Here is a 13,652-nt window from a genome sequence, read left to right on the forward strand (position 1 = left end):
CGACCCCCCGGAACCTCCTGCCCGTGTCCCTCGGCGCCCATGCGCCACGGGCTCACTGGGGCGACGACCGAGCGTAGTCAGGCCGCTCCGCCGGTCGCAAGGCATCAACGACGATGTCGTCGGACCGTTCGACCCGCGCGGTGGCCTGCTCCTTCTCCAGCGTCTGCACGACTCCGCCGGGGATGTTCAGCGCCGGCTCCAGGTCCTGCGGCTTCCCGATGACCTTGAACTCGTACGGCGCCCGGACCTTGTGGCCGTCGACCTCGATCGCTCCCCCTTCACCGGAGAAGTACGTACTGGCCACCACGCGGACGCCGTCGACCTCGATGGCCTCCGCACCGGCCGCCCGCAGTTCCTGGATCGCGTCGAGCAGCATGTCCGCCTCGACCGCGCCGCTGGGGTCGCTGATGGTCAGCGTGATGCCCGGACCGTGCGCCGCCACGGTGCCCGCGAGGATCCCGAGCTGACGCTCCTTCTCGAGCGTCTGCTTCCGGGCCTCTTCGGCCTGGTCGGAGCTGTTCTCGAGCTCCGTGCGCTGATCGTCGAGGCGCTGCTTCTCGTCCTCCAGCCGCTGGGTCCGGTCGTCGACCTCGTCGAGGATGCGGACCAGGTCCTCCTGGCGGGCGCCGCGCAGCGCGCTGTTGTCGCTGTTCGACCTGACCTGGATGGCCAGCCCCAGCCCGAGGACGAACAGCAGCAGGGCGACGATGAGTTGGGCCCGGCTGACCCGTGGCGGCCAGAGACCGGCCATCAGCCGCCGACGCCCGGAGTTCTCTTCCGGGGCGGATGCAGATGCGAGTGCGGGTGCGTCGACCGGCTGCTCGCCGGTGCGCTCCTCGCCGCTGGGGGTTTCGTCGTTGCTCATCGGCCTCAAGCCCGGAAGACGTGCCGGCGGATCGCGGCGGCGTTGGAGAAGATGCGGATGCCGAGCACGACCACCACACCGGTGGAGAGCTGGGCTCCGACACCCAGCTTGTCGCCGAGGAACACGATCAGAGCGGCCACCACCACGTTCGAGAGGAAGGAGACCACGAAGACCTTGTCCACGAAGATTCCGTCCAGCATGGCCCGCAGGCCACCGAAGACGGCGTCGAGCGCAGCCACGACGGCGATCGGCAGGTAGGGCTCGACCACCGCCGGCACCTCGGGCCGGACCAACAGTCCGACCACGACTCCCACGACGAGGCCCAGTACGGCGATCACGATGTGCCCTTCCCTGTATCCGCCCCACCACTGCCGGTGTCCGCGGCCTTCGGCTCTGCTGTACGCACGATCAGGCTCGGCGCTGCGGGCAGCCGTACCTTCTCCTGATCGGAAATGCTGGTACGGATGTCGAAGCTCTCCTGCAGCGCGTGGAGATACTGCCCGTCGGCACTGTCCTGGAACGCCGTGGCGAGCCTCTTGCCGTCCCCCACCGCGAGCACCGTGTACGGCGGCACGAGCGGTCTGTTGTCGACCAGTATGGCGTCGCCCGCCGCGCGGATCGCCGAAAGTGCGGTCAGCCGCTGCCCGTTGATGGCGATGGCTTCCGCCCCGGACTGCCAGAGGCCGTTGACCACGCGTTGCATGTCGCGGTCCCGTACGCGGCCCGTGTCGGCGAAACCGGTCGACTCACGCGGACCGCCTCCGCCCTGGTCGGTGTCCTCCGCGTCGTCGACGACGAGCTTCACTCCGGGTCCTTCGACCGCGGTCGCTCCGGAAAGCAGCGCGACCAGTTCGGCCTGGTCGCCGCCGTGCTGTTCGAGGGCCTTGCGCTGCCGCTCGCTCACGTCCGTACGCAACTCCTCGACGTCTGATTCGAGGGCGTCGGCCGCAGTGGTCTCCCCGTCGATGCGGTCGATGAGCTCTTCGCGCTCCTTGGCCACCACAGGGGCCGAGATCCGCGCCTCCGCGGCACCGAGGGTCACCACGAGAGCGGCCAGCACAAGACCCGCGGCAAGTCCGAGCTTCGACTTCAGCGTGCGGGGCAGCCCCGCGCTCCCGTCGGCCTTACGGCGCGCGGAAGCCTCGGCGTATCCCTCGTCGAGGCTGTGGTCCATCACGTTGGTCAGCAGCGACATGGACGCGTCGGGGCGCGCGGGCGGAGAGGCGGTGCTCCGATCGGGGGACTGCTGCGACATGCCGCACATCGTCGCACGTCACCCTGGCTACCGCCGAATGGCCCCACCGATGCGCCGGAAGCGGTGCCGTGACAGCTCCCGGCGCACCGTACCCGGGTCAGTCGCCGGTGCTGTCCACGATGGCCGACCACTCGTCGAGGAGCGCCTGCGCCGATGCGTCGTCGGGACCCTCCGCCCACAGATGGGTGACCGCCTCGGCCGGGTCGGGCAGCACCATCACCCAGCGCCCGTCTGCCTCGACGACGCGGACGCCGTCCGTGGTGTCCACGCTGCGCTCCCCCGCCGCCTCCACGACGCGACGCATGACGAGCCCCTTGACCGCCCAGGGCGTCGCCAGGTCACGGCGCAGCACATGGGCGCGCGGAATGCGGGCGTCGATCTGGCTGAGGGTGAGCTGGGTCCTCGCCACGAGGGCGAGCAGCCGGACGAACGCGGCCGAGCCGTCGAAAACGCTGCTGAATTCGGGAACGATGAAGCCACCGCGCCCGTCTCCACCGAAGATGGTGTTCTCTTCGCGGCCCACGCGGGTCAGGTCGTCCGGCGATGTGGTGGTCCACTCGACCTGGGTGCCGTGGTACGCGGCAACCTGCTCCGCGACGCGCGTGGTCGTCACGGGCAGCGCGACCCGCCCGCTGCGCCGCTCCGCGGCCACGAGGTCGAGCATCACCAGCAGCGCCCGGTCGTCCTCGATGATCCGGCCCAGTTCGTCGACGAGAGAGAGGCGCTCACCCACGGGGTCGAACCGCACCCCGAAAGCGGCCCGCGCGGAGGAGACGATCTCTCCGAGCCGCACCAGCCCCGCGCGCCTGGTCTCGGCCGTCTCGGTGGGCCTGGACTCGTCGAGCCCGGGGTTGATGGTCAGCGCGTCGACGCCGAGCCGCCCCAGCAGGCTGGGCAGCACGAGTCCGGCGCTGCCGTTGGAGGCGTCGACGACGACCTTGAGGTTCGCGTCGGCGATCCCGGTCGTGTCGACGTTACGGAGCAGGGATCCCGTGTACGAGTCGAAGACGCTGGACGGGAAGTGCAGATCCCCGATCTCACCGGGGAAGGCCCTGCGGTACTCCTGGCGGGCGTAGACCCGGTCCAGCTTGCGTTGCAGCGCCTGCGAGAGGTCCGCTCCCCGCTCGTCGATGAACATGATGTCGACCGAGTCGGGCACCCCGGGAGACGTACGGATCATGATGCCGCCGGCACTGCCGCGCGCGGTCTGCTGACGGGCCACGGGCAGGGGGACGTTCTCCAGGTCCCTGACATCGATCGCGCTCGCCTGGAGCGCCGAGATGACGGCTCTCTTCAGTGCACGGGCGCCACGGGAGTGGTCACGTGCCGTCGTGACCGTCGACCCCTTCTTGAGGATCGTGGCGTACGCACCGGCGAGCCGCACCGCGAGCTCCGGGGTGATCTCGACGTTCAGGATGCCGGAGACACCGCGGGCGCCGAAGAGATGCGCCTGTCCGCGCGATTCCCAGATCACCGAGGTGTTGACGAAGGCCCCGGCCTCGATCGTCTTGAACGGGTAGACCCGCACATTTCCCTGAATGATCGATTCCTCGCCGACCAGACACTCGTCGCCGATGACCGCACCGTCCTCGATGCGGGCTGCCCGCATGATGTCGGTGTTCTTGCCGATCACACAGCCGCGCAGATTGCTGTGCTGGCCGATGTAGACGTTGTCGTGCACGACCGCCCGGTGCAGGAAGGCGCCGGACTTGACGACGACGTTGGACCCCACGACGGTGTGCTCGCGGATCTCGACGTCCGCCTCGACCTTGGCGTAGTCACCGATGTACAGGGGGCCGCGCAGCACGGCGTCGGGGTGCACCTCGGCGCCTTCCGCCACCCATACGCCCGGGGAGATCTCGAAGCCGTCGAGCTCGACGTCGACCTTGCGCTCCAGGACGTCGGCCTGAGCCTTCACATAGCTCTCGTGCGTGCCCACGTCCTCCCAGTAGCCCTCGGCGACATAGCCGTAGATCGGCTTGCCTTCCTTCATGAGCTGCGGGAACACATCTCCGGACCAGTCCACGGAGGTGTCTGCCTGGACGTAGTTGAATACCTCGGGCTCCATCACGTAGATGCCCGTATTGACGGTGTCCGAGAAGACCTGTCCCCAGGTCGGCTTCTCGAGGAATCGCTCGACCTGTCCCTCTTCGTCGACGATCGTGATCCCGAATTCCAGAGGATTCGGGACCCTCGTCAGACAGACGGTGACAAGCCCGCCCTTCGCCTTGTGGAAGGCGATGAGTTCGGTGAGGTCGAAGTCGGTGAGCGCGTCACCCGAGATGACGAGGAATGTGTCGTCCTTGAGAGCTTCCTCGGCGTTCTTCACACTCCCCGCTGTGCCGAGTGGCTTCTCCTCATTGGCATAGGTCAGTTCCATCCCGAGTTCTTCGCCGTCGCCGAAGTAGTTCTTGACGAGAGAGGCGAGGAACTGGACGGTAACGACGGTCTCATTGAGCCCATGCCGTTTGAGCAGCCGAAGCACATGCTCCATGATGGGCCGATTGGCCACGGGCAGAAGTGGCTTGGGCATGCTTGAGGTCATGGGGCGAAGGCGAGTGCCTTCACCACCAGCCATCACGACGGCCTTCATGTCGGAAACGTCCTCCTTGAAGAGACGACGGTCTAGCCGACTTTGCCCGTCGGGGCATCATCAAGACATCACGTGCGGGCCGGCAACGCTGCACGGCACCGCATCAACGAGCTCAATCGGCTACTTCATCCGCCTTGACGAGCCGGCGGACCTGGACCACGTAGAGGATCCCTGCCCACCAGTAGAGCGTTGTACCCCATCCGGCGAACGCCCATCCGAAAATGGCGGCCAACGTAGCAAGCCAACCACTTCCGTCACTGAGCAGCAACAAGGGGAAGGCGTACATCAGGTTGAACGTTGCAGCTTTCCCGAGGAAGTTGACCTGGGGAGGCGGATAGCCGTGCCGGCGGAGGATCCCGACCATCACCAGCAGCATGAGCTCGCGGGCGAGCAGTGCCGCGGTGAGCCACCACGGCAGGATCTCCCGCCAGGTCAGCCCGACGAGGGTCGAAAGAATGTAGAGACGGTCGGCCGCGGGGTCCAGGAGCCGTCCGAGGCTGCTGATCTGGTTCCACCGACGGGCGAGCTTTCCGTCGAGGTAGTCACTGATGCCGCTGAGCATCAGCACCAGCAGGGCCCAGCCGTCGCTCTCGGGCCCGCCGAACTCGGGGCGAAGAATCAGCCACAGGAAGAGCGGGACCCCGGCAAGGCGAGCCATGCTGAGGATATTGGGGATGGTGAGGACCCGGTCCGTCTGAACCCGAGTCTCCTGGACCTCCACCCGGGGGCCTCCTGTGAAGAATGTGCCAATGATGCCCCCTGACCCTACCCTCAGCCCGCGCGCGTCGGTGCACGGGGGTCTCGGAAAGGCAGAGCCGTGAACGCAGAAAAGCCCCGCACCTAAAGGTGCGGGGCTTTCCCGGAATAATTGTTCGGCGGCGTCCTACTCTCCCACAGGGTCCCCCCTGCAGTACCATCGGCGCTGAAAGGCTTAGCTTCCGGGTTCGGAATGTAACCGGGCGTTTCCCTAACGCAATGACCACCGAAACACTATGAAATTTGAACGCTGGCAAAAACACAGCTGTTCGTTATTTCAGAACTAACACAGTGGACGCGAGCAACTGAGGACAAGCCCTCGGCCTATTAGTACCAGTCAGCTCCACCCGTTACCGGGCTTCCACATCTGGCCTATCAACCCAGTCGTCTACTGGGAGCCTTAACCCCTCAAAGGGGGTGGGAATACTCATCTCGAAGCAGGCTTCCCGCTTAGATGCTTTCAGCGGTTATCCTTTCCGAACGTAGCCAACCAGCCATGCCCTTGGCAGGACAACTGGCACACCAGAGGTTCGTCCGTCCCGGTCCTCTCGTACTAGGGACAGCCCTTCTCAATATTCCTACGCGCACAGCGGATAGGGACCGAACTGTCTCACGACGTTCTAAACCCAGCTCGCGTACCGCTTTAATGGGCGAACAGCCCAACCCTTGGGACCGACTCCAGCCCCAGGATGCGACGAGCCGACATCGAGGTGCCAAACCATCCCGTCGATATGGACTCTTGGGGAAGATCAGCCTGTTATCCCCGGGGTACCTTTTATCCGTTGAGCGACAGCGCTTCCACAAGCCACTGCCGGATCACTAGTCCCGACTTTCGTCCCTGCTCGACCCGTCGGTCTCACAGTCAAGCTCCCTTGTGCACTTACACTCAACACCTGATTGCCAACCAGGCTGAGGGAACCTTTGGGCGCCTCCGTTACTCTTTAGGAGGCAACCGCCCCAGTTAAACTACCCATCAGACACTGTCCCTGATCCGGATCACGGACCCAGGTTAGACATCCAGCACGACCAGAGTGGTATTTCAACGACGACTCCACAACCACTGGCGTGGCCGCTTCAAAGTCTCCCACCTATCCTACACAAGCCGAACCGAACACCAATATCAAACTATAGTAAAGGTCCCGGGGTCTTTCCGTCCTGCTGCGCGAAACGAGCATCTTTACTCGTAGTGCAATTTCACCGGGCCTATGGTTGAGACAGTCGAGAAGTCGTTACGCCATTCGTGCAGGTCGGAACTTACCCGACAAGGAATTTCGCTACCTTAGGATGGTTATAGTTACCACCGCCGTTTACTGGCGCTTAAGTTCTCAGCTTCGCACACCCGAAAGTGCACTAACCGGTCCCCTTAACGTTCCAGCACCGGGCAGGCGTCAGTCCGTATACATCGCCTTACGGCTTCGCACGGACCTGTGTTTTTAGTAAACAGTCGCTTCTCGCTGGTCTCTGCGGCCACCCCCAGCTCACCGAGTAAATCGGATCACCAGTGATGGCCCCCCTTCTCCCGAAGTTACGGGGGCATTTTGCCGAGTTCCTTAACCATAGTTCACCCGAACGCCTCGGTATTCTCTACCTGACCACCTGAGTCGGTTTAGGGTACGGGCCGCCATGAAACTCGCTAGAGGCTTTTCTCGACAGCATAGGATCATCCACTTCACCACAATCGGCTCGGCATCAGGTCTCAGCCTTAATGTGTGACGGATTTGCCTATCACACGGCCTACACCCTTACCCCGGGAACTACCACCGCCCGGGTTGGACTACCTTCCTGCGTCACCCCATCGCTTACCTACTACAAGTCTGGTTCATCGGCTCCACCACTACCCTCAACTCCGAAGAGATCGGGCCGGCTTCACGGACTTAGCATCGCCTGATTCAGTACTGGGCGTTTCAAAGCGGGTACCGGAATATCAACCGGTTGTCCATCGACTACGCCTGTCGGCCTCGCCTTAGGTCCCGACTTACCCTGGGCAGATCAGCTTGACCCAGGAACCCTTAGTCAATCGGCGCACACGTTTCTCACGTGTGTATCGCTACTCATGCCTGCATTCTCACTCGTGAACCGTCCACAACTCGCTTCCGCGGCTGCTTCACCCGGCACACGACGCTCCCCTACCCATCCATACTCCCGTTGGGGATATGTGTATGAATGACACGACTTCGGCGGTACGCTTGAGCCCCGCTACATTGTCGGCGCGGAATCACTTGACCAGTGAGCTATTACGCACTCTTTCAAGGGTGGCTGCTTCTAAGCCAACCTCCTGGTTGTCTCTGCGACTCCACATCCTTTCCCACTTAGCGTACGCTTAGGGGCCTTAGTCGATGCTCTGGGCTGTTTCCCTCTCGACCATGGAGCTTATCCCCCACAGTCTCACTGCCGTGCTCTCACTTACCGGCATTCGGAGTTTGGCTAAGGTCAGTAACCCGGTAGGGCCCATCGCCTATCCAGTGCTCTACCTCCGGCAAGAAACACACGACGCTGCACCTAAATGCATTTCGGGGAGAACCAGCTATCACGGAGTTTGATTGGCCTTTCACCCCTAACCACAGGTCATCCCCCAGGTTTTCAACCCTGGTGGGTTCGGTCCTCCACGAAGTCTTACCTCCGCTTCAACCTGCCCATGGCTAGATCACTCCGCTTCGGGTCTAGAGCGTGCAACTCAATCGCCCTATTCGGACTCGCTTTCGCTACGGCTTCCCCACACGGGTTAACCTCGCTACACACCGCTAACTCGCAGGCTCATTCTTCAAAAGGCACGCAGTCACGACTGCATGTGCAAGCACATACAGCGACGCTCCCACGGCTTGTAGGCACACGGTTTCAGGTACTATTTCACTCCGCTCCCGCGGTACTTTTCACCATTCCCTCACGGTACTATCCGCTATCGGTCACCAGGGAATATTTAGGCTTAGCGGGTGGTCCCGCCAGATTCACACGGGATTTCTCGGGCCCCGTGCTACTTGGGTGTCTCTTAAACGAGCCGTTGATGTTTCAGCTACGGGGGTCTTACCCTCTACGCCGGACCTTTCGCATGTCCTTCGCCTACACCAACGGTTTCTGACTCGTCTCACAGTCGGCAGACTATGAAAAAGAGATCCCACAACCCCGCATGCGCAACCCCTGCCGGGTATCACACGCATACGGTTTGGCCTCATCCAGTTTCGCTCGCCACTACTCCCGGAATCACGGTTGTTTTCTCTTCCTGCGGGTACTGAGATGTTTCACTTCCCCGCGTTCCCTCCACACTGCCTATGTGTTCAGCAGTGGGTGACAGCCCATGACGACTGCCGGGTTTCCCCATTCGGAAACCCCCGGATCAAAGCTTGGTTGACAGCTCCCCGGGGACTATCGTGGCCTCCCACGTCCTTCATCGGTTCCTGGTGCCAAGGCATCCACCGTGCGCCCTTAAAAACTTGGCCACAGATGCTCGCGTCCACTGTGCAGTTCTCAAACAACGACCAGCCACCCATCACCCCACCCTTACAGGCGAGTTCACTGGGGCCGGCAGCAGAAGGCGACCTTACGGCCGTACCTTCAGATACCCAACAGCGTGCCCGACCCGACCGATCCATTTCTTCTTTCCACGCCGAAGCAGTACTCGAAGAAACAACCTGTCGTGCCGAATAGTCAACGTTCCACCCATGAGCAACCACCGTCGAACATTTGCCGACGAAATGGTCTCTGGATTCCCCGAAGAGAATCTAGATGCTCCTTAGAAAGGAGGTGATCCAGCCGCACCTTCCGGTACGGCTACCTTGTTACGACTTCGTCCCAATCGCCAGTCCCACCTTCGACAGCTCCCTCCCACAAGGGGTTGGGCCACCGGCTTCGGGTGTTACCGACTTTCGTGACGTGACGGGCGGTGTGTACAAGGCCCGGGAACGTATTCACCGCAGCAATGCTGATCTGCGATTACTAGCAACTCCGACTTCATGGGGTCGAGTTGCAGACCCCAATCCGAACTGAGACCGGCTTTTTGAGATTCGCTCCGCCTCGCGGCATCGCAGCTCATTGTACCGGCCATTGTAGCACGTGTGCAGCCCAAGACATAAGGGGCATGATGACTTGACGTCGTCCCCACCTTCCTCCGAGTTGACCCCGGCAGTCTCCTGTGAGTCCCCATCACCCCGAAGGGCATGCTGGCAACACAGAACAAGGGTTGCGCTCGTTGCGGGACTTAACCCAACATCTCACGACACGAGCTGACGACAGCCATGCACCACCTGTATACCGACCACAAGGGGGGCACCATCTCTGATGCTTTCCGGTATATGTCAAGCCTTGGTAAGGTTCTTCGCGTTGCGTCGAATTAAGCCACATGCTCCGCTGCTTGTGCGGGCCCCCGTCAATTCCTTTGAGTTTTAGCCTTGCGGCCGTACTCCCCAGGCGGGGAACTTAATGCGTTAGCTGCGGCACCGACGACGTGGAATGTCGCCAACACCTAGTTCCCAACGTTTACGGCGTGGACTACCAGGGTATCTAATCCTGTTCGCTCCCCACGCTTTCGCTCCTCAGCGTCAGTAATGGCCCAGAGATCCGCCTTCGCCACCGGTGTTCCTCCTGATATCTGCGCATTTCACCGCTACACCAGGAATTCCGATCTCCCCTACCACACTCTAGCTAGCCCGTATCGAATGCAGACTCGGGGTTAAGCCCCGAGCTTTCACATCCGACGTGACAAGCCGCCTACGAGCTCTTTACGCCCAATAATTCCGGACAACGCTCGCACCCTACGTATTACCGCGGCTGCTGGCACGTAGTTAGCCGGTGCTTCTTCTGCAGGTACCGTCACTTGCGCTTCTTCCCTGCTGAAAGAGGTTTACAACCCGAAGGCCGTCATCCCTCACGCGGCGTCGCTGCATCAGGCTTTCGCCCATTGTGCAATATTCCCCACTGCTGCCTCCCGTAGGAGTCTGGGCCGTGTCTCAGTCCCAGTGTGGCCGGTCGCCCTCTCAGGCCGGCTACCCGTCGTCGCCTTGGTAGGCCATTACCCCACCAACAAGCTGATAGGCCGCGGGCTCATCCTTCACCGCCGGAGCTTTTAACCCCCGCCCATGCAGGCAGGAGTGTTATCCGGTATTAGACCCCGTTTCCAGGGCTTGTCCCAGAGTGAAGGGCAGATTGCCCACGTGTTACTCACCCGTTCGCCACTAATCCACCCCGAAGGGCTTCATCGTTCGACTTGCATGTGTTAAGCACGCCGCCAGCGTTCGTCCTGAGCCAGGATCAAACTCTCCATGAATGTTTTCCCGTAATCGGGAGAGCACCATAAAAGAGCGGAACGACCGAGTCGGAATATGACCGATCGTTCACAGCGTCCTCGCTAGTGTTGCCTACCCGCCACATGGGCCGGTAGGACTTCAAAGGAACCACCAACCCACCGAAGTGGGCCGGGGTATCAACATATTTGGCGTTGACTTTTGGCACGCTGTTGAGTTCTCAAGGAACGGACGCTTCCTTCGGTCCCGTTTCACCGGGGCCCTCCGGGCGCTTCCCTTCGTTCTTGCGTTTCCGACTCTATCAGACTCTTTCGTGTCCGATTCCCGGTCGAAGCGGGATTTGCCTTTCAGGGAATTCGCTTTCGCGCTTTTCCCTTTCCGGCGAGTCCGACTCTATCAGCCATTTCCCGTTCCCCTTGACCAGTCCCGCAGGCATGCGGGAGCGGAAGTCAGGGTTAGGATCTGGGCTTAATGGTCGCCGCCGACCCCCGACTCAATGTCGCGTTGGGGTCAGGCAGGAGTACGACAGTACAGGCCGCCGGGAGTCGAGGCAAATCGTTTCTGGTGCACCCCTAGGTCCGCCAACCGGTAGGTCTCGGGCGGAACCGGGACTTCATATGACTTACCCTGCTGAGCAGTACGCCGTCCCCCATCAGCCACGGCGGCGACACACGAAGCTCCACCCCCTGGGAGGCTCCCCATGACCAACGTGACGTCCCCTCTTGCCGGACGCGCCATCGGACTCACCGCGGTGCCCGACCCGGTCTTCTCCGGCGCCATGGTCGGTCCCGGAACGGCGATCGACCCCGTGCGCGAGCCGTCGGAGGCCGTATCCCCGATCGACGGCATCGTGGTCTCCCTTCACCCGCACGCCTTCGTCGTCGTCGACAGCGAAGGCCACGGCGTGCTGACGCACCTCGGCATCGACACCGTCCAGCTCAACGGCGAGGGCTTCGAGCTTCTCGTCAACAAGGGCGACACGGTCGTCCGCGGGCAGGGCATCGTGCGCTGGGACCCGGCTGCAGTGGAGGCGGCCGGCAAGTCGGCCATCTGCCCGATCGTCGCGCTCGAAGCCACCGCCGACTCCCTCTCCGACGTCCGTGAGGACGGCGACGTGAAGATCGGCGACACGCTGTTCGGCTGGCAGTAACACCTAAGTACACGGACCAGCCAGATGGACAACCGCCGCGGTGGCTCAGTCACCGCACAACCGGAGACGGGTGAAATGGAGACAACGCTGCGAGGCGTCGGTGTGAGCCACGGTGTGGCGATCGGCGAGGTTCGGCATATGGGTACGGCGGTTCTCGAACCGCCGGCCAAGCAGATTCCCGCGGAGGAGGCCGAGCGCGAACAGGGGCGTGCCCGGCAGGCTGTGGAAGCTGTTGCCGCCGACCTGATTGCACGCGGCAATCTGGCCGGGGGCGAGGCTCAGCACGTGCTCGAGGCCCAGGCCATGATGGCGCAGGACCCCGAGCTCATCGCTGATGTGGACCGGCGTATCGCCGTCGGCAGCACCGCCGAGCGCGGTATCTACGACGCGTTCGCCGCCTACCGTGCTCTGCTGGCCAACGCCGGTGAGTATCTGGCGGGGCGGGTCGCGGACCTCGACGACGTGCGGAACCGGATCGTCGCCCGGCTGCTCGGTGTGCCGATGCCGGGTGTCCCGGACAGCGACGAGCCGTACGTGCTCATCGCGCGGGATCTCGCGCCGGCCGACACGGCTCTGCTCGACCCGACTCTGGTGCTCGGATTCGTGACCGAGGAGGGCGGGCCCACCAGCCACAGCGCCATTCTCGCGCGGGCGCTCGGTGTTCCTGCCGTCGTGGCGCTGCCCGGTGCCGGCGAACTGGCCGAGGGCACGGTTGTCGCGGTCGACGGCTCGACCGGCGAGATCTTCGTCGAGCCGAGCGACGAGAAGCGCGCGGAGATGGAGAGCGCTGCCGCGGCCCGCAAGGCCGCGCTGTCCGCTGCGACCGGTCCGGGTGCGACCTCGGACGGCCACAAGGTTCCGCTGCTCGCCAACATCGGTGGCCCCGGCGACGTGCCGGCGGCCTTGGAGGCGGGCGCCGAGGGCGTCGGGCTGTTCCGTACGGAGTTCCTGTTCCTCGACGACAGCAAGCACGCGCCGTCCGAGGAGAAGCAGGTCACGGCGTACCGCGCGGTGCTGGAGGCGTTCCCCGAAGGCCGTGTGGTCGTACGGGTGCTGGACGCGGGCGCGGACAAGCCGCTGGACTTCCTGACCCCGGCGGACGAGCCGAACCCGGCACTGGGTGTGCGGGGGCTGCGCAGCCTGCTGGACCACCCCGATGTGCTGCGGACGCAGCTGACGGCGCTGGCGAAGGCGGTCGAGGGGCTGCCCGTCTATCTCGAGGTCATGGCGCCGATGGTCGCCGACCGCGCGGATGCCAAGGCGTTCGCCGATGCCTGCCGCGAGGCCGGGCTCCAGGCGAAGTTCGGCGCGATGGTGGAGATTCCGTCCGCCGCGCTCCGGGCCCGTTCGATCCTGCAGGAGGTGGAGTTCCTGTCGCTGGGTACCAATGACCTGGCGCAGTACACCTTCGCCGCCGACCGTCAGGTGGGGGCCGTGTCCCGGCTCCAGGACCCGTGGCAGCCGGCGCTGCTGGACCTGGTCGCGCTGTCGGCCGATGCCGCCAAGGCCGAGGGCAAGAGCTGCGGTGTCTGTGGTGAGGCCGCCTCGGACCCGCTCCTCGCCTGTGTGCTGACCGGTCTGGGCGTCACCTCTCTCTCGATGGGTGCGGCGTCCATTCCCTACGTACGCGCCACGCTGGCCAAGCACACGCTGGCCCAGTGCGAGCGTGCGGCTGCCGCCGCGCGTGCTGCGGACTCCGCCGAAGAGGCGCGGAGCGCCGCACAGGCGGTGCTGTCGGGCGAGTAGTCCGGCGCGGTGATCGTGAAGGGGCTTCCCGCCGATGGTGGCGGGGAGCCCCT

General features: G+C 63.6%; 7 protein-coding genes and 3 rRNA genes. 2 read left to right on the forward strand and 8 right to left on the reverse strand.

Translation table 11 applies throughout. The features are described 5' to 3' along the window. Nucleotides 1–52: 52 nt before the first annotated feature. The 8 genes from OG230_RS05215 to OG230_RS05250 form a co-directional block, all read right to left on the reverse strand. The gene (locus OG230_RS05215; protein ID WP_328908950.1) at nucleotides 53–865 is read right to left on the reverse strand and encodes a DUF881 domain-containing protein; all 813 of its coding nucleotides are present in this window, start codon (nucleotides 863–865) and stop codon (nucleotides 53–55) included. A gap of 5 nt (nucleotides 866–870) precedes the next feature. After that, nucleotides 871–1,203 carry a small basic family protein gene (locus OG230_RS05220; protein WP_003970459.1) on the reverse strand — a complete coding sequence of 111 codons (333 nt, stop codon included), beginning with the start codon at nucleotides 1,201–1,203 and terminating at the stop codon, nucleotides 871–873. Continuing rightward, entirely contained in the window at nucleotides 1,200–2,120 is a 921-nt protein-coding gene (locus OG230_RS05225; RefSeq protein ID WP_328908951.1) for a DUF881 domain-containing protein, read from the reverse strand. Before OG230_RS05225 ends, OG230_RS05220 begins: the two co-directional genes overlap by 4 nt. A gap of 97 nt (nucleotides 2,121–2,217) precedes the next feature. After that, complete coding sequence (locus tag OG230_RS05230; RefSeq protein WP_328908952.1) at nucleotides 2,218–4,713, reverse strand: mannose-1-phosphate guanyltransferase; 2,496 nt, start codon at nucleotides 4,711–4,713, stop codon at nucleotides 2,218–2,220. A gap of 112 nt (nucleotides 4,714–4,825) precedes the next feature. Then, nucleotides 4,826–5,434, reverse strand: a complete 609-nt coding sequence (locus tag OG230_RS05235) for a CDP-alcohol phosphatidyltransferase family protein (RefSeq protein WP_328908953.1) — start codon at nucleotides 5,432–5,434, stop codon at nucleotides 4,826–4,828. A gap of 149 nt (nucleotides 5,435–5,583) precedes the next feature. Beyond that, nucleotides 5,584–5,700: ribosomal RNA gene (gene rrf / locus OG230_RS05240) — 5S ribosomal RNA — on the reverse strand. A 76-nt stretch (nucleotides 5,701–5,776) separates the two neighbouring features. Next, nucleotides 5,777–8,903, reverse strand: a 23S ribosomal RNA gene (locus OG230_RS05245). Nucleotides 8,904–9,200: 297 nt separating this feature from the next. Continuing rightward, nucleotides 9,201–10,726, reverse strand: a 16S ribosomal RNA gene (locus OG230_RS05250). Together the 16S, 23S and 5S rRNA genes form the textbook arrangement of a ribosomal RNA operon. Before the next feature lie 677 nt (nucleotides 10,727–11,403). Here OG230_RS05250 and OG230_RS05255 point away from each other — a divergent pair. Further along, nucleotides 11,404–11,853 (forward strand): PTS sugar transporter subunit IIA, encoded by a 450-nt coding sequence (locus OG230_RS05255; protein ID WP_328908954.1) that lies wholly within the window; start codon nucleotides 11,404–11,406, stop codon nucleotides 11,851–11,853. 75 nt (nucleotides 11,854–11,928) lie between these two features. Further along, nucleotides 11,929–13,599 carry a phosphoenolpyruvate--protein phosphotransferase gene (ptsP, locus tag OG230_RS05260; protein WP_328908955.1) on the forward strand — a complete coding sequence of 557 codons (1,671 nt, stop codon included), beginning with the start codon at nucleotides 11,929–11,931 and terminating at the stop codon, nucleotides 13,597–13,599. Nucleotides 13,600–13,652 lie beyond the last annotated feature (53 nt).

Source organism: Streptomyces sp. NBC_00234, assembly GCF_036195325.1.
GTDB lineage: Bacteria > Actinomycetota > Actinomycetes > Streptomycetales > Streptomycetaceae > Streptomyces.